The organism is uncultured Megamonas sp. (assembly GCF_958438645.1).
Lineage (GTDB): Bacteria > Bacillota > Negativicutes > Selenomonadales > Selenomonadaceae > Megamonas.
Window position 1 is genome coordinate 58,892 of the sequence record NZ_CAUBSM010000006.1, and the last position, 22,250, is coordinate 81,141.

At 33.2% G+C, this 22,250-nt stretch carries 25 protein-coding genes and 1 riboswitch; of the genes, 2 read left to right on the plus strand and 23 right to left on the minus strand.

Going from position 1 to position 22,250, the window contains the following annotated elements:
* Nucleotides 1-21: 21 nt before the first annotated feature.
* From Q5I67_RS06410 to Q5I67_RS06460, 11 genes are all read right to left on the minus strand, one after another.
* Nucleotides 22-1,554 carry a cobyric acid synthase gene (locus tag Q5I67_RS06410; protein WP_302486763.1) on the minus strand — a complete coding sequence of 511 codons (1,533 nt, stop codon included), beginning with the start codon at nt 1,552-1,554 and terminating at the stop codon, nt 22-24.
* A complete protein-coding gene (locus Q5I67_RS06415; RefSeq protein ID WP_302486764.1) occupies nt 1,554-2,948 on the minus strand; it encodes a cobyrinate a,c-diamide synthase in 1,395 nt (464 codons plus the stop codon). The genes Q5I67_RS06410 and Q5I67_RS06415 overlap by 1 nt, the downstream gene beginning before the upstream one ends.
* Before the next feature lie 15 nt (nt 2,949-2,963).
* Nucleotides 2,964-3,599 (minus strand): precorrin-8X methylmutase, encoded by a 636-nt coding sequence (locus tag Q5I67_RS06420; RefSeq protein WP_270386412.1) that lies wholly within the window; start codon nt 3,597-3,599, stop codon nt 2,964-2,966.
* A gap of 11 nt (nt 3,600-3,610) precedes the next feature.
* Entirely contained in the window at nt 3,611-4,378 is a 768-nt protein-coding gene (gene cobK / locus Q5I67_RS06425; RefSeq protein WP_302486765.1) for a precorrin-6A reductase, read from the minus strand.
* Nucleotides 4,375-5,112, minus strand: a complete 738-nt coding sequence (gene cobJ / locus Q5I67_RS06430) for a precorrin-3B C(17)-methyltransferase (RefSeq protein ID WP_117585319.1) — start codon at nt 5,110-5,112, stop codon at nt 4,375-4,377. The genes cobK and cobJ overlap by 4 nt, the downstream gene beginning before the upstream one ends.
* Nucleotides 5,103-6,164 carry a cobalt-precorrin 5A hydrolase gene (locus Q5I67_RS06435; RefSeq protein ID WP_302486766.1) on the minus strand — a complete coding sequence of 354 codons (1,062 nt, stop codon included), beginning with the start codon at nt 6,162-6,164 and terminating at the stop codon, nt 5,103-5,105. Before Q5I67_RS06435 ends, cobJ begins: the two co-directional genes overlap by 10 nt.
* Nucleotides 6,164-6,925 (minus strand): precorrin-4 C(11)-methyltransferase, encoded by a 762-nt coding sequence (cobM, locus tag Q5I67_RS06440; protein WP_008539017.1) that lies wholly within the window; start codon nt 6,923-6,925, stop codon nt 6,164-6,166. The genes Q5I67_RS06435 and cobM overlap by 1 nt, the downstream gene beginning before the upstream one ends.
* A 33-nt stretch (nt 6,926-6,958) precedes the next feature.
* Nucleotides 6,959-7,540: a precorrin-6Y C5,15-methyltransferase (decarboxylating) subunit CbiT gene (gene cbiT, locus Q5I67_RS06445; protein ID WP_302486767.1), complete on the minus strand. Its 582-nt coding sequence runs from the start codon at nt 7,538-7,540 to the stop codon at nt 6,959-6,961.
* Nucleotides 7,541-7,572: 32 nt separating this feature from the next.
* Entirely contained in the window at nt 7,573-8,199 is a 627-nt protein-coding gene (cbiE, locus tag Q5I67_RS06450; RefSeq protein WP_118204828.1) for a precorrin-6y C5,15-methyltransferase (decarboxylating) subunit CbiE, read from the minus strand.
* Nucleotides 8,184-9,290 (minus strand): cobalt-precorrin-5B (C(1))-methyltransferase CbiD, encoded by a 1,107-nt coding sequence (cbiD, locus tag Q5I67_RS06455; protein ID WP_118204827.1) that lies wholly within the window; start codon nt 9,288-9,290, stop codon nt 8,184-8,186. The genes cbiE and cbiD overlap by 16 nt, the downstream gene beginning before the upstream one ends.
* Nucleotides 9,291-9,398: 108 nt before the next feature.
* A riboswitch (cobalamin riboswitch) is annotated at nt 9,399-9,574 on the minus strand.
* Nucleotides 9,575-9,621: 47 nt separating this feature from the next.
* Nucleotides 9,622-10,206: a GNAT family N-acetyltransferase gene (locus Q5I67_RS06460; protein ID WP_302486768.1), complete on the minus strand. Its 585-nt coding sequence runs from the start codon at nt 10,204-10,206 to the stop codon at nt 9,622-9,624.
* Nucleotides 10,207-10,404: 198 nt separating this feature from the next.
* Between Q5I67_RS06460 and Q5I67_RS06465 the strand changes: the two genes are divergently transcribed.
* A complete protein-coding gene (locus Q5I67_RS06465; protein WP_302486769.1) occupies nt 10,405-12,786 on the plus strand; it encodes a heavy metal translocating P-type ATPase in 2,382 nt (793 codons plus the stop codon).
* 58 nt (nt 12,787-12,844) lie between these two features.
* Here the strand turns inward: Q5I67_RS06465 and Q5I67_RS06470 are convergent, their stop codons facing one another.
* The 7 genes from Q5I67_RS06470 to yqeC are packed head-to-tail and all read right to left on the minus strand — an operon-like array spanning nt 12,845 to nt 17,085.
* On the minus strand, nt 12,845-13,333 hold the full coding sequence (locus Q5I67_RS06470; protein ID WP_118035655.1) for a molybdenum cofactor biosynthesis protein B: 489 nt from the start codon (nt 13,331-13,333) through the stop codon (nt 12,845-12,847).
* Nucleotides 13,334-13,346: 13 nt separating this feature from the next.
* Nucleotides 13,347-13,781 carry an MOSC domain-containing protein gene (locus Q5I67_RS06475; RefSeq protein ID WP_018998611.1) on the minus strand — a complete coding sequence of 145 codons (435 nt, stop codon included), beginning with the start codon at nt 13,779-13,781 and terminating at the stop codon, nt 13,347-13,349.
* A 22-nt stretch (nt 13,782-13,803) separates the two neighbouring features.
* Nucleotides 13,804-14,283, minus strand: a complete 480-nt coding sequence (gene moaC / locus Q5I67_RS06480; protein WP_302486770.1) for a cyclic pyranopterin monophosphate synthase MoaC — start codon at nt 14,281-14,283, stop codon at nt 13,804-13,806.
* A 28-nt stretch (nt 14,284-14,311) separates the two neighbouring features.
* A complete protein-coding gene (tatA, locus tag Q5I67_RS06485) occupies nt 14,312-14,506 on the minus strand; it encodes a twin-arginine translocase TatA/TatE family subunit (RefSeq protein ID WP_008539032.1) in 195 nt (64 codons plus the stop codon).
* A gap of 26 nt (nt 14,507-14,532) precedes the next feature.
* Nucleotides 14,533-15,522: an XdhC family protein gene (locus Q5I67_RS06490; protein WP_302486771.1), complete on the minus strand. Its 990-nt coding sequence runs from the start codon at nt 15,520-15,522 to the stop codon at nt 14,533-14,535.
* A complete protein-coding gene (gene yqeB / locus Q5I67_RS06495; RefSeq protein WP_302486772.1) occupies nt 15,519-16,328 on the minus strand; it encodes a selenium-dependent molybdenum cofactor biosynthesis protein YqeB in 810 nt (269 codons plus the stop codon). The genes Q5I67_RS06490 and yqeB overlap by 4 nt, the downstream gene beginning before the upstream one ends.
* Before the next feature lie 34 nt (nt 16,329-16,362).
* Nucleotides 16,363-17,085 (minus strand): selenium cofactor biosynthesis protein YqeC, encoded by a 723-nt coding sequence (gene yqeC, locus Q5I67_RS06500; protein ID WP_302486773.1) that lies wholly within the window; start codon nt 17,083-17,085, stop codon nt 16,363-16,365.
* Nucleotides 17,086-17,113: 28 nt separating this feature from the next.
* On the opposite strand from yqeC, the gene Q5I67_RS06505 reads away from it, so the two are divergent.
* Nucleotides 17,114-17,722 (plus strand): nucleotidyltransferase family protein, encoded by a 609-nt coding sequence (locus Q5I67_RS06505; RefSeq protein WP_302486774.1) that lies wholly within the window; start codon nt 17,114-17,116, stop codon nt 17,720-17,722.
* Here the strand turns inward: Q5I67_RS06505 and Q5I67_RS06510 are convergent.
* The 5 genes from Q5I67_RS06510 to Q5I67_RS06530 form a co-directional block, all read right to left on the minus strand.
* Complete coding sequence (locus Q5I67_RS06510; RefSeq protein ID WP_296896397.1) at nt 17,719-17,961, minus strand: DUF3343 domain-containing protein; 243 nt, start codon at nt 17,959-17,961, stop codon at nt 17,719-17,721. The two genes, Q5I67_RS06505 and Q5I67_RS06510, sit on opposite strands and share 4 nt — an antisense overlap.
* Entirely contained in the window at nt 17,949-19,076 is a 1,128-nt protein-coding gene (locus Q5I67_RS06515) for an aminotransferase class V-fold PLP-dependent enzyme (protein WP_296896398.1), read from the minus strand. Before Q5I67_RS06515 ends, Q5I67_RS06510 begins: the two co-directional genes overlap by 13 nt.
* Nucleotides 19,073-19,684, minus strand: coding sequence for a sulfurtransferase-like selenium metabolism protein YedF (gene yedF / locus Q5I67_RS06520; RefSeq protein WP_296896400.1), 612 nt, complete (start codon nt 19,682-19,684; stop codon nt 19,073-19,075). The genes Q5I67_RS06515 and yedF overlap by 4 nt, the downstream gene beginning before the upstream one ends.
* Nucleotides 19,685-19,705: 21 nt before the next feature.
* A complete protein-coding gene (gene selD / locus Q5I67_RS06525; protein WP_302486775.1) occupies nt 19,706-20,719 on the minus strand; it encodes a selenide, water dikinase SelD in 1,014 nt (337 codons plus the stop codon).
* A gap of 172 nt (nt 20,720-20,891) precedes the next feature.
* On the minus strand, nt 20,892-22,202 hold the full coding sequence (locus tag Q5I67_RS06530; protein ID WP_302486776.1) for a nucleobase:cation symporter-2 family protein: 1,311 nt from the start codon (nt 22,200-22,202) through the stop codon (nt 20,892-20,894).
* Between the last annotated feature and the right edge of the window lie 48 nt (nt 22,203-22,250).

The window sequence follows — 22,250 nt, forward strand, 5'->3', positions numbered from 1 at the left end:
TAAGTCTTAAGGTGCATTTTTTTATGCGTCTTGTAAGATTTCTCTTAATTTTTCCATATTCATATTTTGACGAACAGTATCTGCTAAACGATTAAATGCTGCTTGTTTCGCTGCTGCATAATTTGTACTTACAGGTAATGCTTCTAATCCTTTGCGTTTACGCAATATATTGATCAGACTACGGCGATATTTATCATTATCAAAAATACCATGAATATATGCACCCATGACATTTTGTTCTTGATTTATCATACCTTCTGCCACCTGCACATCTTTATCAGCACGTTTTGTGATCATGAATGGATGATTTGCTTCTTTTGTAAATTTAGTAGTTCCCATATGAATTTCATAGCCAAATAAATCATCTATAGATAATTTTTCACCTAAAAATTCCCAAGAAAGACATTTTGCTTCAACTTGTGAAGTGAGTTTTTTCTCTACAAAAGTAGTTTCCATTGGCAAGAAGCCAAGTCCTTTTACGCTATCATTATCTGATTCAGTATGCAATGGGTCACTGATTTTTTCACCAAGCATTTGATAGCCACCACAGATGCCAATGATAGGAATGTTTTTTTCATGAGCTTCATTTAAAGCTTTTTCCATACCACTATCACGCAAATAAAGCATATCTTCTGTAGTATTTTTGCTACCTGGAAGTAAAATTAAATCTGCTTCACCGATATCTTGACCTTCTTTTACATAATAAAGATTTACATCATCTTCTTTACTCAAAGCATCAAAATCAGTGAAATTAGAAATTTTAGGAGTTTGAATTACTGCAATTTTTATTGGTGCATTTACTTTATCTTTCGCTTGAGTCTTTTTATCATCTAAAGATACAGAGTCTTCATCTTCAATACCTAAATCAGGTAAATAAGGAATTACACCTAAAACTGGTTTTCCTGTTTTTTCTTCGAGGAAATCAAGTGCAGGCTGTAAAATAGTTACATCGCCACGGAATTTATTGATGATGAGTCCTTTTACTAAAGCTCTTTCATCTGGCTCTAAAAGCTCTAAAGTTCCCACAAGGGAAGCCAATGCTCCGCCACGGTCAATATCAGCAATCAACAATACTGGTGCATTTAAATATTTAGCAATACGCATATTTACGATATCATTTGCTTTTAAATTCACTTCTGCTGGACTGCCTGCACCTTCAATTACCATCATATCAAAGCGTTCTTCTAAACGGCGAATAGCTTCTTTTACAGTATCAAAAGCTTTTAATGAATAGCCCTTATGATATTCACGTGCAGACATATTTCCTACAGCTTTTCCCATTAAAATAACTTGTGAACAAGCATTTCCTGTTGGCTTCAATAATACAGGGTTCATCTCTACAAATGGCTCAAGGCCTGCTGCTTCTGCTTGAGCTACTTGAGCTCTACCCATTTCATCGCCATCTTTAGTTACATAAGAATTTAGTGCCATATTCTGTGCTTTAAATGGCACTACAGACATACCTTCTTGATAAAAAATTCTGCATAAAGCTGTAGTTAAAATACTTTTTCCTACATGAGAAGAAGTACCTTGTAACATAATATGTTTAGTCATCAGTTTTCCTCCATCTCTAGTGATTTTTTATAAGCTCTTATTTGTTCCACAAAATATTTAGCATTTTGCTTTGAGCCTAAAAAATGTAAATGCAAATATGAACCTACAATATTATCTTTAGCATATCCTGCTTTGTATTTCATATTATTACGCATTTTCGTAAATTCAAATGCCCATGGAAAACTTTCATCTTGTGTATCAATCTGCGTTGAAAAATGAAATTCATGACCTTTTATCTCATCATTTTGTTTTCCTAAAATATTATTTTGCAGAATTTTTGCTTTCACATAACCCACAGTCTGCAATTTTTTATTCATTTGAGCTTTCGCAGGAATAATTCCCACCATTTCATAAAATCTTTGCTCAAAATCATAAATTCCCTGCATTAAATACATAAAGCCACCGCATTCAGCATATATCGGCATTTTGCGTTCATTAGCTTTACGTATGGATTTTATCATCGAAGTATTTTGCATAAGTTCTTGGGCAAAAACTTCTGGAAAACCTCCGCCAAAAATCAAAGCATCAACATCATCAGGAATAGTTTCATCTTCTAGTGGACTAAAAAATTTCAACTTTGCCCCTAAATTTTCTAATTGAGCTAAACTTGCTGGATAATAAAAAGAAAAAGCTTTATCTTGTGCAATACCTATGGTTATATCTTTTTTGATATTTTCGGCTTCAAATTCTTCAACTTCGATAGCTGGTGCTGTTTTAGCAAGTTCAATGATTTCATCTAAATACACTTCTTGAGCAATTTTTTCAGAAATCTTTTCAATGACTTCACGTGCATTATTTTCTCCAGCTGGTGTCAAACCTAAATGACGCTCTGGCATATGCACACTATCATCACGGAAAATTGCACCATAAACAGGCACATTTATTTTTTTCATAGCTTCTTCAATCAAAGCTTTATGTGTTGGTGAACCTAATTTATTTACGATTACACCAGCTAAATTCACATCACTATCATATAATTTAAAACCAAGTGCTATAGCTGCGGCTGAATCTCCCATTGATTGCACATTGATGACTAAAATCACAGGTGCATTTAATTTTTTCGCTAATTGTGCTGTAGAACTAACACCATTTTTTCCGCCATCATAAAGCCCCATAACACCTTCGATAATCGCTATATCGGCATCTTTTGATTCTTGCACAAATAAATCATTTATCATGCTTTCATCAACAAGCCATGTATCAAGATTATGACCTTTTCTTCCTGCCGCCATGCCATGATAACTAGGATCAATATAATCAGGGCCAACTTTATACGGTTGTACTTTTAAACCTTTATTTTTTAATGCACGAAGTATTCCTGTAACGACTGTAGTCTTACCTGAACTACTTTGAGTGGCTGCAATAACTACACGAGGAATATTTACTTTTTTCATCATTAAATCACCTTATTAAATGCGTGTATTATCAATGATATACATTACTGCATTAATGCAAGAAGCAGCAATTGGGCTACCGCCTTTTGTTCCTGTTACTGTAATATATGGAACTTTTGATTCAGCAATTAATAAATCTTTTGATTCAGCAGCTCCTACAAAACCAACTGGTGTACCGATAATAGCAGCTGGACGAATATTTTCTTCATTCATTAAACGGATAACTTCAAATAAAGCTGTTGGTGCATTACCAATAGCAACGATTGCTCCATCTAATTCTTTGCCAAAATGACGCATAGCAGCAATAGAACGAGTGATACCATGTTCTTTGGCATATTTGGCAATTTCAGGATCTGCAATCTTACATTCTACAGAGCCACCCCAAGAGGCTAATTTGCGTTTATTGATACCAGTGCGAACCATTTCTACATCAGTATAGATTTTGCAACCAGAAAGCAAAGCTTTTTTCATGGAAGCTACTACATCTTTATGAATGCGAATGATTGGTGCATAATCTACATCACCAGAAGCGTGAATAATACGAGAATAAATTTTTGTTTCTTCTTCGCTTAAATTTAATTTTTCAATATATGGTTTGATAATTTCAAAACTACGAACTTCTATCGCCATTGGGTCTTTGATAAAATCCATCAAAATCCCTCCTATTTTTCATATTTGGCAACAAATGTGCCTACACAATCATAATCATGAGTTAAATTTTTATAATCTATTCTAGGTCTATCAATAATGACAATTTCTAAACCTAATTTAATTGCAGCTGTCAATTTTGTTTCTGTGCCACCTAAAGTACCACTATTTTTCATCACAACAACATCTGCATTGTATTTTTCATATAAAGCTATATTCAAGCTTTCCGAAAAAGGCCCTTGCACAGCTACTATATCTTTGGGAGATATTCCACAGTTTTCACAGATTTGCAGAGAAGCAATAGCAGGAAGTACTCTCGCTATAATATGCTTATTGTATTTTTTACTATCATTAGCAAATAAATCTAAACGATTGCTACCTGTTGTCAAAAAGATATTTTCACCTAATTGCATAGCAAGGTCAGATGCTTCTTCATAAGTTTTCACTAAATGAAGTTTATTATAAGCAGGTATTGGCGTTACTTCTCTTTCATAGCGAATATAAGGTATATTTAATTCACCACAAACCTGCATAGCTGTTTTAGATACATTCACCGCATATGGGTGCGTAGCATCTACAAAGACTTTTATCTGATTTTCTTTTAAGCAAATCTTCATAGCGTCTTCATCTAATTTATGGTCATTGATGATTAAATTTTCATCTTTCGGTAATAATTCCTTACCATAATTAGTAACGACAGAAGCCATGACTTTATAATTTTGCTTTAATAAATATTCTACAAGACCTCTACCATCTTGCGTTCCTGAAGCTACAAAAATCATACTTCATAGCCTCTAGGTGTTATCATAAAGCCTTCTTTAGCAAAAGTTTTGCTATTGCCAATGATTACCATAGAAAACATATTGATATCTTCTTTGGTGAAGTTTTCTAAATCAGAAATAACCATTGTTTCATTTTCACGGCTTGCACTATTTACAATGCCAACTGGAGTTTTAGGGTCTTTATATTTTAACATGATTTCACGAATTTCTTCGATATGCTGTACGCGTTTATGGCTTTTTGGATTGTATAAACCAATTACAAAATCGCCTTGAGCTGCAAGGTCTGCACGTTTTTTAATCAATTCCCATGGAGTCAATAAATCACTTAGGCTGATGATTGCAAAATCATGCATAAGTGGAGCACCTAATACAGCAGCGGCTGCATTTACAGCAGAAAGTCCTGCTACAATCTGAACTTGTGGTCTTTCTTCTTTTGGCAATTTCAATAATAATTCTAAGACAAGACCTGCCATACCATATACACCAGAGTCACCACTTGAAACTACTGCAACATTATGACCTTTTACAGCTTCTTCAATAGCCATTTTGCAACGGTCAACTTCTTGCATCATTCCTGTGCCAATTACATTTTTTCCATCTAAAAGATGTTTAATCAATTTAATATATGTGTTATATCCTGCTACTGTATCAGCTTCTAAAATAGCATTTAAAGCACGAGGAGTCATATCCTCTTTACCACCTGGACCAATTCCAATTACTTTAATCATTCCCATGCTAAGGACACCGTCACTTTCTCAAATTTTGTTTTCGGCAAAATTATTTTTGCCCTCTCATTATATGCCAATATAGCAGCTTGACATACATTTCCTATACCAATTTGTTTTTTCACAAAATTAGATTCAGGTAATTTATATTTATCAATCACATTTTGCATGATTGTATTATCATAAAAATGGGTTTCTACTTTATATTTTTCTGCCCATTGATACAAAGCTTTTTCATTTTGCTTGACGATTGTAGAAACTAAAGCTTTGATTTTTAAATCTTCACAATCTGCCATTTTTTTTGCTTCATTTATTGCCTGTTCCACAAGATTTAATTCAACATCTTTACGACAACCAACGCCAATTATCAATTGTTTTTGCGTTAAAAATAATATATTTTCTCGCACTTGTCGTTTATCTGTGATAAATACGCAAAAATCATTTTGCCTATCAAGTTCTTCTACATCAATCAATTTAGCTTCAATCTTAAAATCTCTAGCCAAATCGATTATCATCTGTTCACTTTGCTCTAAATCTTTATCTACATAATAAATAACTTTTTGCTGTTGAATTAATGCTGAATTAATTATTTTTATATGTTCTAAAGGATAAGGCACTAAATTATATTTTCTTGCCACCACATCAGGAGCAATTATTTTATTCGTATCTGTCGCTGTAGTAATAACTGGCATAGCATTTAATATATCAGCAATCTTCAACGTAAGTTCATTTGCTCCACCCAAATGACCAGATAACAAACTTATCGCAAAATTAGCTTTTTCATCTAAAACTATTACAGCTGGATCTTTGACTTTATGCACGATAAATGGTGCTATCATTCGCACGGCAATACCTGTCGAAGTGAAAAATATAATTGCTTCATACTCAGCAAAAATATTTTTTATCACTTCACTCATTTTGTCATACTCATATATATGACCAGTTAAACTAATATCATATCTATCTTTTTTTACATAGATATCACAAGTTTTCAAGGTATTTTGCAATTTACAAGCTAAATCAGCACCATTTTTAGTTACAGTAATAATTGCATATTTCATTAAGCTTTATCTGTACCTTGACGATACATATGACTAAATTCTGGTGCATAAAGACGAGATTTTGCATATTCTGTATCTAAACATTTACTTACAACAATCATAGCTGTACGAGAAATATTATTTTCTTTAACAATATCGGCAATAGTTTCAAGTGTTCCACGTACAATTTTTTGTTCAGGCCAAGAAGCTTTCTGCACGATAGCAATAGGTGTAGATGGTTCATAGCCACCTTCAATCAACTGTTCTACTACTTCAGAAATCATATGCACACTCAAGAAAATACACATAGTAGCTTGATGAGCTGCTAAAGATTTTAATTTTTCTTTTTCAGGAACAGGTGTTCTACCTTCATTGCGTGTGATGATTACAGTCTGAGAAATTTCAGGAAGTGTATATTCCTGTTTTAAAGCTGCTGCTGTAGCTAAGAAAGAACTTACACCAGGAATTACTGTATATTCAATATTGCGACGAGATAATTCGTCCATCTGTTCTTGAATAGCACCATAAATTGCAGGGTCACCAGTATGGAGTCGAACTGTCATTTTGCCTTCTTGTTCTGCTGCTGTAATTGTTTCAATAACTTCGCCTAAAGTCATAGAAGCACTATTATAAATTTCACAATCTGCTTTTGCATAATCTAATAATGCAGGATTTACAAGAGAACCAGCATAAATAATTACATCTGCTTCTTTTAATAATCTTTGACCTTTAACTGTAATAAGTTCAGGATCCCCAGGGCCTGCACCAATAATATAAACCATAAAAAATATCCTCCCTAATTCATCTTATTTTACTTATTTTAGTTTTTTACAAGTAACAATATAAACTGGATTTTGTGCATTGAACATATCGTATGAACCGATTTGTCTTAAACGATTTACTTGTACTTGAATTGCTTCATAAGTGTAATTTTCTTTTTGCTTCATATATGTTGTGATTTCAGATATTGTCTGGATTGTCACCGCATTTACGATAATGCGTCCACCTTCATTTAATTTGCTATCAATTATATCTAAAATCTCAAACATATGTTTGCCACTGCCACCGATAAATACTACATCACAATTTGGCAATTCATCTAATCCTTTTGGTGCTTCTGTGGCAATGACTTTAACTTTATCTTCCAATTTAAATTTAGCAATATTTTGATGTAATAAATCAACAGCTAAATCTTTTTTCTCTATAGCATAAACTTCTCCTTGAGGAGCAAGTAAAGCCGCTTCAATAGATAAAGAGCCTGTACCAGCACCAATATCCCAAATGACATTGTCAGGACGAATTTTTGCCTTGCACATCGTCAAAATGCGAATTTCTTCTTTTGTCATTGGCACTTTATCGCGAATAAATTCTTCATCTGCTATTCCTGGTAAATTCAAATATGCACCAACTTTCTATTTATAATTTTATATTAACCTTCAACTATCATCACACAATGACTCGCACATGCTTTTGTCTGTGCTTCATCTAAAGATAAGCTGACTATCTTTTCATCAGGATAAGAAAGTCTAGAACAAATATATGCTCTCGCATTTTTATCCCAGCCTCTTGCTATCAAATATGTGGCTATAGCATTAGAATTAAATTTATTATCTGTAAGCATACCGATTATGCGACCTGGATAATATTTTAAGTCTTCATCACTCGGTACACGTCCATGAAAACTAAGTAGACTAGCTTCTTGCCATGGAAGTGCTATCTTGGCAAAAGCTGTTTGCATAGAACTTAGCCCTGGGATTACTTTTATATTTTCTAAAGGAAAATTCTTACGCAAAGCACTTAACAAAGAATAATATCCAGGATCGCCAGATACCATTACTACTACATCATTATCGTTTAATTCTACTTTTATAAAATCCATCACAGCAGTGATATCTGCTTTTATGGCAAAAGTTTTTTGACCTTGATGAGAAAATTCATTTAATGCTCTTGTTCCTCCAACTAAAACTTTTGCTTCATTTATAGCTTGCATAGCCATAGGAATGACATATTCTTTCGCCCCTGGACCAATTCCAGCCACAATTATTTTATGTTCCAACCTAATCTACCACCTATTTCTCTTGCATTATCGTCCATGCCCAAAATTTCACCTTTCAAAGTAACCATCACAGTTCCTACTTTGAAAGCATTAAATACATGTTGTTCACTGCGAAGACTAGCTCTTTTAGCTAATAAATCATAAAAACCTTTTTCTACCAATCCATATCTTTCAATGATTGGCATAGCTGCTTCTGTTGTCTTCACTTTAAAAATTTCTTCTACGCCTTTTTTATCCATACCTAAAAGAGCAGCATAAGAAGCTAATATTTCCAAGCGAGCATCAGCTATTTTACTATGTGTGTAGAAAATTCCTCCAGCTACTTTTACTAATTTACCTAAATGACCAAATAAAAGCACTGATTTTATTCCTTCATCAGCAGCAAATTCCAACATATGACCGATAAAATTACTTGTCTGCACCATAGCTTTTGCTGGAAGATTTAATTTACTAGCGATATTTTCACCAATTTTTCCAGGAACAAAAATAATATCATCAAATCCATTTGCTTTGGCTACAGAAATCTGCGGTGTAAGTGAATTTTTAAAGCCTTCTTCAGACATTGGACGCACTACGCCAGTAGTGCCAATTACAGAAATACCGCCTTCTATACCTAATATAGGATTAAGTGTTTTCTTCGCTAGTTCCACTCCTTTAGGAATAGAAATAGTAATATCACAACCATAACCTTCTGGCAACAATTCACGAACGACTTTCGTCATCATTTTTCGTGGCCCTGGATTTATTGCCGGCTCTCCTGGCGGAATAGACAAACCTGCCTCTGTAACTTTTCCAATACCTAAACCAGCATAAAAATTGATTTTATCATCATCTTTATTTATTTTTACTTCCGTAAATACAGAAGCTCCATGTGTGATATCTGGGTCATCACCAGCATCTTTTATGACTTCTGCCTTTGCTCCAGTTGATGTAAGCTCTACATTTTTAATGGGAATATGCAATAATTCTCCACTTAAAGCGTATAATTCAATTTCTTGAACCACATTTCCCTGTAAAGCAAGTATAGCAGCTTTTGTACCAGCAGCTGCACAAGAACCTGTTGTATAGCCACTTTTCATTTCTTTACGCATAAAAAAATCTCCCTTTGGGCAGGGAGATAGACTTATCCCGTATTTCTACGAAAAATTCTCCACCTGCCCATCTCTCGTGAGTCTGAAAAATATATCATCTATAAATTTCACGGTGTTTTTCCAATAGGCAAGTCTCCTGACTTAGGTTCCTCGCTAATTTTCGCCTTCCCAAAATAAATTATTTCAGTGACATAATTGAAAATAGCTCCCCTTACAGTGGCGGGACCGTACTGGCTCTTCCAGTTTCCTTATTAAGCTTACGCACCTATCTCTATTTAATTTAATATATTTATATTATAGGCATTATCTTTTAATACTGCAAATCAAATTATCATTTCTGCAATATCTTTTCTACTAAATTTTTATCTAAATCAGGTAAATAAATAATTTCTTTGGCTGGAACTAAATGCTCATTTATCATTTTTTCCATAAAAATCATATCGTACCAACAATTTTGCTTATAACCACATTTTGTGAAATGAGCTATCTTCTTATAATTAAATTTTTCATGAAAAGCTATACTTTGCGGATTGGGATATGTTATGCTTGCTACTAAATTCGTTATATTTTGCAATTTTAAAATTGCTTCTAATTTCGTATATAAAAACTCTCCTATTTTTTTGCCTTGATATTTTTCATTAATATAAATAGAAGTTTCTACACACCAATCATAAGCTCTACGACTTCTGAATGTTGAAGCATATGTATAACCCACTATTTCATCACCAATACAAGCTACAATATAAGGAAATTTTGACATTATTTTTGTTATACGCTGTTTAAATTCGTCAACTGTTGGCACTTCATATTCAAAAGTGATATTCGTGTTTTTTACATAGGGAGCATAAATTTCTACTAATTTTTCTGCATCATCTATTTGGGCTAAACGAAAATAAATATTTTCTTTATCATTCATAAAAAGCATCTCCTTATTTTTTATAAAATCTATTAAAATATTTATAACAATTCTAACGAAAATTTACATTTAGTCAAATAAAATTTATTATTATTGATATTCATTATTGACAAGATATACCCCATAGGGTATACTAAAGACGTAAAAAATAATACCCCATGGGGTATAAAATGATAATTCTAGAAAAGAGGCGTACATATGGCTACTACTTCTAATTTATTTATTGATAATAATAATCACAAGCAAAAAATTTACACAATAAATATCCATTGTGCTAATTGTGCTGCTAAAATTGAACGAAAAATCAACGAACTTTCCGATGTTGATAATGCTACTATTTCCGTTTTAACTAAGCGATTAACGCTAATAGCCAAAAATCCCGATGAATTATTACCTACTATTCAAAAAATAGCAGATAAAATTGAACCTGGCACCATAATCTCTCAACTTGAAGAAAATACTTCTAATTCTACTTCTAACTATGCAGAAAAAATCTATCTAATTGAAAACTTAGATTGTGCCAACTGTGGTGCTAAAATAGAAAAAAAATTAAATGAATTACCTGAAATCCAATCTGCTCAATTAACTTTTGCTACTAAAAAATTAAAAATAGTAGCTCAAAATCCTGACGCACTTCTACCTCAAATAAATAAAATAGCTAATTCCATTGAAAATGGTATAAAAATCATAAATGCTGATGATGTTTCTTCAAAATCTCATCAAAATACGAAAAAAATTCTTGATGAAAAAACCATTGATATTATTGAAATTGTATTCGGTGCCATTTTGTTTATCATTGGCGAATTTACCTCGCTTGTGCCTGATCAATATACACTTTATCTTTACATTGTAGCTTATTTAATTTTAGGCTTCCATGTACTAAAAACCGCCATCACCAATTTATTTCATGGCAATGTCTTTGACGAAAACTTCCTCATGAGTATCGCTACTTTAGGAGCATTTGCCATCAAAGAATATCCTGAAGCTGTCGGTGTTATGCTCTTTTATCGTATTGGCGAATATTTTGAAGAACGTGCTACAGAAAAAAGTCGCAGTCAAATCATGGACGCGGTTGACTTACGACCTGAAACAGTAAATCTACTCCAAGGTGATAAAATTTCTGTTATCTCTGCTCGTGAAGCCAAAGTCGGCGATATTTTATTAGTTCGTGCTGGCGATAGAATTCCTGTTGATGGCATTGTCATTGAAGGTGAAAGTCGTTTGGATACATCACCTGTTACTGGTGAACCTGTACCGATAAAAATTGCCCCTAATAGCTCCCTCACCTCTGGCTGTTTGAATATTTCTGGTGCTATCAAAATGAAAGTGGAAAAACCTCTATCTGAATCAATGGTTTCTCGCATTTTACAAGCTGTAGAAAATGCCGCTGCCAACAAACCTCAAATAGATAAATTCATCACTCGTTTTGCTAGAATTTATACTCCAATTGTTGTTGCTGTTGCCCTTGTCACAGCTGTCATTCCTTCATTAATTACAGGTGATTGGGAACATTGGATTTATACCGCTTTGACTTTTTTAGTAATTAGTTGCCCTTGTGCTTTAGTATTAAGTGTACCACTTGCCTTTTTCTCTGGTATCGGTAGCGGTTCCAAACAAGGAATTTTATTTAAAGGCGGTCTAGCTTTAGAAGCTTTAAAAAATATAAAAACTATCGTCATGGATAAAACAGGTACATTGACTCATGGTAATTTCACAGTTAAAACCATAAATCCTGCAAATAATTACACAAAAGAAGAACTGCTCGCTCTTTGTGCTAGTTGTGAAAAAATTTCTTCTCATCCTATTGCTATCAGCATTATCAATGAAGCAAGTAAACAACAACTCAATTTAAAAGCTACTACTGATAATCAAGAAATTGCTGGTGAAGGTATAATCTGCACTATCGACAAGCAAAAAATTTATTGCGGTAATAAACGCTTAATGCAACGATTTAATATTGCTTTACCTGATGATTTACCTATTAACGATGGCACAGAAATATTCATTGGCATAGATGATAAATACGCTGGCTCTATCGTCATCGGTGATACTATTAAAGATGATGCTAAAACCACTATTTCTAAATTGAAAAAATTAGGTTTAACTACAGCTATGCTTACAGGTGATAATGAACATAGTGCTTATGCCGTAGCTAAAGAAGTAGGCATTGATAAAGTTCATGCAAAACTCTTACCTGAAGACAAATTGAAAAAATTATCCTCACTCAGACAAGAACATGGTAATGTATTTTTTGTCGGCGATGGTATAAACGACGCTCCTATTCTCGCTGGTGCTGATGTTGGTGCTGCTATGGGCAGTGGTGCTGATGCTGCTATTGAAGCTGCTGATGTGGTATTTATGAATTCTAAAGTTCATTCTATTTTCCAAGCGATAAATATTTCTCGTGATACCATTCGCATAGCATGGCAAAATGTAGTCTTTGCCTTAGGTATAAAAATACTCATCATGGTTCTCGGTCTTATGGGCTTTGCTTCCATGTGGGCAGCCATTTTTGCCGATACTGGTGTAGCCATGATTTGTATTTTAAATTCCATTCGCATTCTCTATAAAAACTATTAATCATTAAATTCTTATAAAAAGAACCGCAATTTAGCGATCAAACTAAATTGCGGTTCTTTCATTTTCTAGCACATTCACTATCTAAATTAAGCATGATTTTAAGACCATGATCTAATGTCGGCAATAAATATTCCAAACATTCTCTTACAGCTTTAGGACTTCCCGGCAAATTAATAATCAAAGATTTTTTTCTAATGCCTGAAGTTGCTCGACTCAACATAGCTCTCGGTGTAATTTTTAAACTATACATACGCATAGCTTCAGAAATTCCTGGTGTTTCTTTTTCAATTACATCTTTTGTCGCTTCAGGTGTATTATCCCTTGGTGAAAAACCTGTGCCACCTGTCGTCAAAATCAAAGGAATTTCTTTATCCGCAAGCTCTATCATTTTATCTGCCAATAAAGCTCTATCATCTGGCAAAATTTCCATAGATACTACTTTATAATCAGACTCTTCTACAATCTGCTTTATACATGGACCACTTAAATCTTCACGAAGACCTTTTGCACCTTTATCACTTGCAGTGATTATCGCTACTTCAAACATTTCTTTCACCTTCTCAAGCTTCTACAAAAATCGTATCTTGTGCTTTAATTTCTCCACCATTTAATACAATCGCAAATACACCTTCATTAGGCATGATACATTCACCTGTTTGCTTTTGAATATTGCAACCTAAATGGCATTTTTTACCTATTTGAGTGATTTCCAATAAAATATCATTTACTTTCAATCTTGTACCAATCGGCAAATTTTTTAAATCAATACCTTCAACTAAAAGATTTTCGCCAAATGCACCAGCAGGAACTTTGAAATTATATTTTTCTTCAAAAGCTCTCACAGCTTCTACTGCTAATAAGCTTATCTGACGATGCCATTTTCCAGCATGAGCATCATGTTCTAAACCAAAATCCTTTATCATCAAGCCCTTATCTACAGCAGTTTTTAAAGTACCTTTTTGTTCACTGATACATACAGCTAAAATTTTTCCCATAAATTAAATTCTATACTCCTTATTATTTTTCATAATCATAAACACCAGATTTTCCGCCTTCTTTATGCAATAGACGTATATCTGCTATTTCCATACTTTTGTCTATAGCCTTGCACATATCATAAATCGTCAATAATGTAACTGATACAGCATGTAGTGCTTCCATCTCTACACCAGTCTTGCCATTAACTTTTGTCGTAACAATAGCTTTTATCATATAATTGTCTTCGTCTAATTCAAAATCAATCGTAACTTTTGTAATAAATAATGGATGACAAAGCGGTATCATATCACTTGTTTTTTTTGCTGCCATAATACCAGCTATTCTAGCAACGGCTAATACATCACCTTTTTTATTAGTCTGTTCTTTGATTGAACGAAAAACTTCTTGATTTACTTTTATACTACCTTCGGCAATAGCTATCCGCATAGTAATATCTTTTTGACTGACATCAACCATGATAGCTTCACCATCTTGATTAAAATGCGTAAAATTCGCCATATTTTCCTCATTTATAATTTATAACTTATTATTTTAATTTTTTAGCTACATCAGTTACATCTTTAACAGTATTCACTGTATCTGTAATATCCGATGTTGAATTTCTAAATTCCTTTATACTTTTACCTAAAGCCTTACTTATTTCTGGCAATTTCTTAGGGCCAAATACCACTAAAGCAATTACTAAAATTAAAATTAATTCTGGTATACCTAATCCAAACATCTATTTTACTCCTATCTAAAATTATTTTACTGTGCTCTTTTTTGAATTAACTGAGCCACAATACTAATTGCAATTTCGGAAGGTGTTTCCGCTTTAATATCTAACCCTATAGGCATGATAATTTGTTTTATTAAATCTTCGCTAAAGCCTTTTTCAGCTAAATAATTTTCTACATGAGCTTTTTTATGTCTACTGCCAATCACGCCAATATATGCTGGAGGATTTTTTAATAAACTTTCTAAAACCAAAGTATCTTTTGTATGACCATTTGTTACCACAATCGCATAATCGCTGTTTTTTATTTCCACCTGCTTACTAAAATCCGCATAATCTACAACTACAATGCGTTTAGCGTCTGGAAATAATTCTTTTTTAGCAAATTCACTGCGTTCTTCAAGCACTATATATTCAAATTCTAAATTTGATAATAATTTTGCGACCTCTTGAGCTACATATCCTCCACCGAATAGATAAACTCTAGGGCTTTGCTTCATGATTTCTAAATATTGCCCAGATTGATTTGTTGTATCCATCTGCAATAAAGATTTTTTAATCAACTTTTCTTTCAAAGCAAAACTTTCCGCTAAGTCATAAACTTTAAAATCAAAGTTTTCCTTTTGCCAACTTAAGCTTAAAACGATTTTATTTTTCGTATGGATTAAAGTCAATGCTTTTTCCACTTGAACTAAATCTTTTTGCTGTAAACAATATAGAGCAACCGTCAATTGACCGCCACAAACCATACCGTATTCACCAGCAGTAGCATTATTCAAAGAAAAAGTCTGTACTATGGATTTACCATTTTTTAAATTTTGCTTAGCTTCCTGTATAGCCAAATATTCTAAAGGGCCACCGCCAATTGTATCCACCGTTGAGCCATCAGCTAAAATAAGCATATGTGCACCTACTCCACGTGGAGCAGAGCCTTTTTTCTCCATGACCATTGCCAAAATCACAGGATTATTTGCTTTTAATTGCATTTGCACTTTTTGCCAAAAAGCTTTTATTGTAATCATTTTTTGCCCTGCTTTCTCAAATTTTTCAAACCATATAATACAGCTTCTAAAGCACCGCCACCTATGGCTCTAGATTTATCCGATATGCTGAAACAATGACTTTGCTCTGCTCGTGGATCAATATCTCCACATTTCATCTTATCTGTAACTACAATACCATCATGCAACATACCGCGGACGATACCATCTATTAAGGCTGTTACTTCTCTATCATCAACATAGGCTACAATATCGCCTTTTTTTACAAAATCACCAATTTTTGCCACGGATTTAAATACGCCCTCGCCATTAGCTCTGATAATTCTCTCTATAGTATAACCGCCAATATTTCCTGGAACACCTGTATTTTTTATGGCACTGCCCTCTTCGATTACCTTACCTAAGAAATGACCTCTTTTCGTTTCGATAACATAATCGCAATCTTTTTTAGCTGTAAATCCAGGCCCTACAGCAATGACAATCGGTGCATCATCAATTTTTGTATTTATATTTTTCTTAGCCATTATAGCATCAATGATAATATCTGGTTTATATTCTTTCGCAATATCAGCATTTTCATCAACAATTACAGCGATTTTATCTTGTGCGATAACTGCTTGTGCCTCTTGATAATTATTTACTAACTTTCCTTTTATGCCTTCTATATTCACTTCGTTTTCATAGACAGCATTAGAATATGACACTGTCAATCTCACAGTCAAAGGCTTTTCTATCTCCGTCATAATAATCGGAAATCCAGCTCTTTGTAATCGCCAAGCAATGCCTGAGGCTAAATCTCCAGCACCTTTTATCAATATTTTTTCCATAAAAATTTACCTTTACTTTCTCTATTTTTACTTTTTAAAATTCATCACGATAACTACTTATCGCCACTTTTATTCCATATTCTGCTAATTTTTCAGCTATAAATACAGCCTTTTGTAAAGCAAACAAATTATCAACTTGATTTAAGATGACGAAAAACTCTCGCCTACCTATATCTTTTCTTGCTCCTTGTTCACTTGATATCACTTTTATTATATCATTTTTTGTCAGATTTTCGTTTACTTGCTTTTGTAAAAACTTTGCTAAAAGTTCTGCCCGACATAAAGATTTTAATGGCTGATTTAATGCACTCATGCCTACAATATACACCACTTTATTTGATGAAGATATATATACCGGTTCATTTTGTTTGGGAAATTTAAATGGCAATCTTTTCGCTCCATCAGCTTCAATCAAAGTTATATCTGCCAAAGATATGATTTCTCGCAAAAATTCTTCGTCCCATGAACTTATCTTTTTGCCATAATCTTGACCAGTAAATATCCAATTTTGCTGTTCTAATTTTTGCTTTAATAAATTTTTATCTCTTATCGTTATGGCATCTGCTGTTTTAAACATCTTTGTCGTTGTTGTAATCAAAACTTTCTTATATTCACGTACTAAATTTTTAGCTAATAATTTTATTGTAGAAGTTTTACCACCTGCACCAGATATAGAAATTATATCTTGATTTTTCACTTGCAAATACTCTACTATACTTTTATTAATCAACTTTTTCTTTGTATATTCTAAAAACATAAATTTATTCTCCTATGAGGTGTTTTCTATGTATAAAAAATCTCTATGCGTTATTATTTTAGCTGCTGGCAATAGCTCTCGTTTCGGTGCGAATAAATTACTTTATCCTATAAATAATATTCCTATGTATCAATATACTTTAAATTTAATCAAAAAACTAAATCCTAAGCAGACAATTTTAGTTACTAAATATCCTGAAATCACCAAAAAAATTGACCCAAATATAATAGTCGTTCCTAACTATGATACTCATTTGGGTCAATCTCATTCTATGCAATTAGCCATAAAAGCCAGCCAACAATTATCTTCTGCTGATAATACAAATGATAATAATATTGACGGCTATTTATTCATCGTTTGCGACCAACCATTTTTGACATTTGCAAGCCTAAATAACCTCTGCCAAACATGGCAAAAAAAAGGCAATATTTGTGCCCTATCACATGCAGGAAAAAGAGGTAATCCTGTGATTTTCGCTCAAAAATATCTACCAGAATTACTTGCTATCCAAGGAGATAAAGGCGGTCGCATTGTCATTCAAAAACATCTTGATGAATTAACTTTAGTCGAAGTAAATTCTGCTAAAGAATTAATAGATATAGATACTTTATCTATATTAAATGAACTTCAAGACTAAAACTCTAGCTCTAAAATATGACTAACTGCTAAATTATTCTGTTTTATAAAATCTTCTACTATAGATTTATCTTCTATTTTACTAGTCCAACCAATACCACAGCCGCCTGTAAGCTTTACAGGTACAGGCAATAATCTGCCAGCGATATTTGCTTTTTTACAAGCAGACTCAAAAGCAAAAGCATGTGTTGGATTATCAAATGTTATCACTAATTTTAAAGATTTTCCTAATCTTGACATAAATCGTCCCTGATTTCTTTTATCGCTATTAATGCTTGTTTTACTTCTTCTTGTGTATTAAATCTTGAAAAACTAAAACGCACTGTACCTTGTTTATCAGTACCTAAAGCCTGATGAATAAGAGGAGCACAGTGTATACCACTGCGAACAGCAATATTATACTCCATCCATAATCTATCTGCTATAACAGAAGAATCTATATCTTTGATATTAAAACTGATCACAGGCACACGATTTTTTTTGAAACAACCATAGATTTTTATGTCTTCAATTTCTCTAAGCCCTTCATAGAAAGTTTTAGCTAATAAAATTGCATCTATATCCAAGCCATGCTTTAAAATCCAATCCACAGAAGCATTAAGACCTGCTATACCATGAACATTTGCTGTTCCTGCTTCAAATACATTCGGCATCATATCTGGGTGATTTTTCGCAAAACTATAAAAACCACTGCCACCAACTTTTACAGGTACAGGATGAAGACCTTCACGCAAAACAATGCCACCTGTACCTTGAGGAGCAAATAATTCTTTATGCCCTGTAAAACATAAAATATCTATATTGAAATTTTCCATGTCAAGCGGTATCAAACCAGCTACTTGAGCAGCATCTAAGATAAATAAAGCATTATGCTCATGAGCTATAGTCCCTATACGCTGTATATCCATGAGATTACCAGTAACATTTGAAGCACCTGTTGTAATCACAGCCAAAGTATCAGGACGAAAAGCTCTCTCCATCAATTCATATTCAAAATTTCCATCTTTATCTACAGGAATTATCGTTAAATCCAAATCATTTTCTCGTAAATACAATGGACGTAAAACAGAATTATGATCATTTGCTGTAGTTATGATATGCCCTTTATTGAAAAAAGAAGCTATGACTAAATTTAAACTTTCAGTTACACCAGAAGTAAATGCTACATTTTCTGTTTTTGCATTAAATAGTCTTGCGATTTTTTCACGTGCTTCATATACAATTCGCGAAGACCATATAGAAGGCCCTGCCGTACTTCTTGATGCATTACCTGCATGAAATATAGCTTCTACAACAGCAGTAGCTACACAATCTGGTCGATGATAACTAGTTGCGGCTTGATCAAAATAAATCATGGTTTTATCACTTTCGCAGCTTTTGCCTGACGTTCTACAATATCAAGCATATTTACGATTTTACCCACAGCTAATTTTTCTTTTAACTGGTAAAATTCCAAACAAGTACCACAAGCTACAATTTCTACACCAGCATCAGCTAAAGTCTTTAAGTCTTCTAAAACTTCAGAGCCTTCAACTGCCAATTTAACACCACTATTATAAAAAATAACAGATTTTGGCAATGTTTCCAAACAAGTCAAAGAATAAATAAAACCTTTAATTAAAATACCACCTAATTTATCATCACCATGACCCATTACATTACTGCTGACTACAACGACAAAAGAATTATCAGTTTTTGTTGGCACTTCACATTTTATTTCTTCTTGTTGAGGAATGAACATGGATTTTTTTACAAATAAAGATACTATATAATCTGAGCCCTGCTGTATTTTTTGTGATGGCAAATTCATTTGACTTGCCATTTTTTCCAAATTTTGTGCAGAAACTAAATTATCGACAACTACGTTTAATTTATCGTCTTGAGTCAAAGTTTTTAATGTATCTCTAGCCATTACTAATGGTTTTGGACAAGCCTGTCCTCTAGCATCTATAGTTTTTTCCATAAACAATCACCTCTAAAAAAATTACATAACATTTATTTTATATTCATTTAAATTTGTCACCTTGCCCACAATACGTGCATCTATATCTGCTTTTTGTAATTCATCTACTAAAGATTTACTATCTTTAGGATTTATGCTCATCAATAAACCACCAGATGTCTGTGGATCAAATAAAACTTCTTGCATAGCAAAGGATATTTTATCTGTAAAAGAAACTTTTTCTCCCGCAAAATTGCGATTTCTCTGACCTGCACTTGTGATTAAAAAATTATCTGCATAAGTCAAAGCTTCTTTGATAATCGGTAAATTTTCTGTGTAAACATCTACACTATAATCTTTAGCTACCATTTCCAAAAGATGACAAATAAAACCAAAGCCTGTTACATCAGTGCAAGCATGGACGTCATAATTCATCATGACTTCTGCTGTCTTTTTATTTAAAGTAGTCATGGATTTTATAGCTTTTTGCATAGCCTCATTACTTGCTTCACCAACAGAATTTGCTGCCATAATAATACCCACACCCAGTGGCTTTGTTAAAATTAAATCATCATTTAATTCTATAGTATTATTTTGATATATTTTTTGAGGATTGACAATACCCGTTACTGCTAAACCATATTTAATACTTTCATCATTTACAGAATGACCACCAGATAAAATTCCGCCAGCTTCCATGATTTTACTAGCTCCACCAGCCATTATTTGCCCTAAAATATTTAAATCTTCATTTTCAGGAAAACATACTATATTCTGTGCAGTTTTTACTGTGCCACCCATAGCATATACATCACTAACTGCATTTGTCGCAGCTATCTGTCCAAAAATATACGGATCATTTACCATTGGTGGGAAAAAATCCAATGTCTGTATCATCGCAATATCATCTGTCAATTTATATACAGAAGCATCATCACTTGAGTCAAAACCCACTAACAAATTTTCATCTTCAAATTTAGGTAATTTAGATAATACCTTGCTTAAAACCTTTGGTCCTAATTTGGCACTACAACCACCACTTTTACAAAAAATCATAAATATCCTCCTTCCAATATCTATAATAAAATTTATAAATAATTCTATTTTTATTGTATTATATAATTTAATAAAAGTTTATCACATATTTCCTAACAATAAAAAACTCCTTTAGCTTAATTAATATGTCCAATATTTTGGGTGCATATCAAAAACTAAAGGAGTTTTTTTATTATCTTCTCAATTTATTATTTCTATTTAAAAGAGCATTTAAAATTATCGCTGTTAAACTTCCAATTGTAATACCACTATGGAAAATAATGCTCCAAATGCCAGTTAAATGTTTGAAGATTTCAGGAACAGCCATGGATAATAGACCCATTGCAAGGCTGATGCCTACGATTAGAACATTATAATTTCCTTCACCTTCATATTCAACTTTCGCCAATACGCGAATACCATTTGCTGCTACCATACCAAACATAGCAATACCAGCACCACCAAGTACAGGTGCAGGAATACAAGCAACTAATGCTGCCATTTTAGGGAATAAACCTAATAAAATTAAAATAACACCAGAGCCTGCTACAACAAAACGGCTTTTTACATTTGTAAGTGTGATAAGACCGATATTTTGAGCAAATGCTGTATAAGGGAAAGTATTTAAAATACCGCCAAGTAAAGTGGAGAAACCATCAGCACGAAGACCTCTTGTAATAGTCTTTTGATCTGCTGGCTTACCTACGATAGCACCTACAGCAATAATATCACCAGTTGTTTCTGTCATAACAACCAAAATAACTAAAATCATTACAATAATTGCTGGAATATCAAAAGTTGGTACACCAAAATGAAGAGGAGTAACAAGACCTAGCCAATCAGCTTTACCTATATGGCTAAAATCTGTATAACCACAGAAAGAAGCTACTACTGTACCTATTATTAAAGCTAATAATACAGAAATATTTCTCCATACGCCTGATAACCAACGATAAAATATAATTACTAACAATAAAACAAAAGTGGATAACAACAAAGTTGGAATACTTCCAAAATCTTCGGCAGCAGGATTACCGCCACCAGCCCATCTTACTGCTACTGGCAATAAAGATAAACCGATAATTGTAATAACACTACCTGTTACCACTGGAGGGAAAAACCCAACCAATCTGCTAAAAAATGGAGACATTAAAAACATGAACAACCCACTGGCTATAACAGCACCATAAATCGCCGTTAATCCATCAGCTTGACCAATCATTATCATCGGTGAAACAGCCGCAAATGTTACACCTTGCACAATTGGTAACCTACTTCCCATTTTTAATGGACCTAAAGTCTGAATTAAAGTTGCAATACCAGCAGTAAATAAGTCTGCATTAATCAAATAAATTAAATCCTCTGTACTAAGACCGATAGCATTTGCCACAATAAGTGGTACAGCTACTGCACCAGCATACATTGCTAATACATGCTGAAGACCATAGAGAAACGTTTGACCTAATGGCAATCTTTCATCAACTGGATGTACAGATTTGTTCATCAAAAATACCTCCTGTATTCAATTAAAATATTATTTAGTGACATTTAT

Excerpts from the sequence above, each read along its gene's own strand:
- Q5I67_RS06410 (WP_302486763.1), bottom strand. The coding sequence starts at position 1,554 with ATGACTAAACATATTATGTTACAAGGTACTTCTTCTCATGTAGGAAAA.
- Q5I67_RS06415 (WP_302486764.1), bottom strand. The coding sequence starts at position 2,948 with ATGAAAAAAGTAAATATTCCTCGTGTAGTTATTGCAGCCACTCAAAGT.
- Q5I67_RS06420 (WP_270386412.1), bottom strand. The coding sequence starts at position 3,599 with ATGGATTTTATCAAAGACCCAATGGCGATAGAAGTTCGTAGTTTTGAA.
- cobK (WP_302486765.1), bottom strand. The coding sequence starts at position 4,378 with ATGATTTTTGTAGCTTCAGGAACGCAAGATGGTAGAGGTCTTGTAGAA.
- cobJ (WP_117585319.1), bottom strand. The coding sequence starts at position 5,112 with ATGGGAATGATTAAAGTAATTGGAATTGGTCCAGGTGGTAAAGAGGAT.
- Q5I67_RS06435 (WP_302486766.1), bottom strand. The coding sequence starts at position 6,164 with ATGAAATATGCAATTATTACTGTAACTAAAAATGGTGCTGATTTAGCT.
- cobM (WP_008539017.1), bottom strand. The coding sequence starts at position 6,925 with ATGGTTTATATTATTGGTGCAGGCCCTGGGGATCCTGAACTTATTACA.
- cbiD (WP_118204827.1), bottom strand. The coding sequence starts at position 9,290 with ATGCGTAAAGAAATGAAAAGTGGCTATACAACAGGTTCTTGTGCAGCT.
- Q5I67_RS06460 (WP_302486768.1), bottom strand. The coding sequence starts at position 10,206 with ATGAATGATAAAGAAAATATTTATTTTCGTTTAGCCCAAATAGATGAT.
- Q5I67_RS06465 (WP_302486769.1), top strand. The coding sequence starts at position 10,405 with ATGGCTACTACTTCTAATTTATTTATTGATAATAATAATCACAAGCAA.
- Q5I67_RS06470 (WP_118035655.1), bottom strand. The coding sequence starts at position 13,333 with ATGTTTGAAGTAGCGATAATCACTGCAAGTGATAAAGGTGCAAAAGGT.
- Q5I67_RS06475 (WP_018998611.1), bottom strand. The coding sequence starts at position 13,781 with ATGGGAAAAATTTTAGCTGTATGTATCAGTGAACAAAAAGGTACTTTA.
- moaC (WP_302486770.1), bottom strand. The coding sequence starts at position 14,283 with ATGGCGAATTTTACGCATTTTAATCAAGATGGTGAAGCTATCATGGTT.
- tatA (WP_008539032.1), bottom strand. The coding sequence starts at position 14,506 with ATGTTTGGATTAGGTATACCAGAATTAATTTTAATTTTAGTAATTGCT.
- Q5I67_RS06490 (WP_302486771.1), bottom strand. The coding sequence starts at position 15,522 with ATGATTACAATAAAAGCTTTTTGGCAAAAAGTGCAAATGCAATTAAAA.
- yqeB (WP_302486772.1), bottom strand. The coding sequence starts at position 16,328 with ATGGAAAAAATATTGATAAAAGGTGCTGGAGATTTAGCCTCAGGCATT.
- yqeC (WP_302486773.1), bottom strand. The coding sequence starts at position 17,085 with ATGTTTTTAGAATATACAAAGAAAAAGTTGATTAATAAAAGTATAGTA.
- Q5I67_RS06505 (WP_302486774.1), top strand. The coding sequence starts at position 17,114 with ATGTATAAAAAATCTCTATGCGTTATTATTTTAGCTGCTGGCAATAGC.
- Q5I67_RS06510 (WP_296896397.1), bottom strand. The coding sequence starts at position 17,961 with ATGTCAAGATTAGGAAAATCTTTAAAATTAGTGATAACATTTGATAAT.
- Q5I67_RS06515 (WP_296896398.1), bottom strand. The coding sequence starts at position 19,076 with ATGATTTATTTTGATCAAGCCGCAACTAGTTATCATCGACCAGATTGT.
- yedF (WP_296896400.1), bottom strand. The coding sequence starts at position 19,684 with ATGGAAAAAACTATAGATGCTAGAGGACAGGCTTGTCCAAAACCATTA.
- selD (WP_302486775.1), bottom strand. The coding sequence starts at position 20,719 with ATGATTTTTTGTAAAAGTGGTGGTTGTAGTGCCAAATTAGGACCAAAG.
- Q5I67_RS06530 (WP_302486776.1), bottom strand. The coding sequence starts at position 22,202 with ATGAACAAATCTGTACATCCAGTTGATGAAAGATTGCCATTAGGTCAA.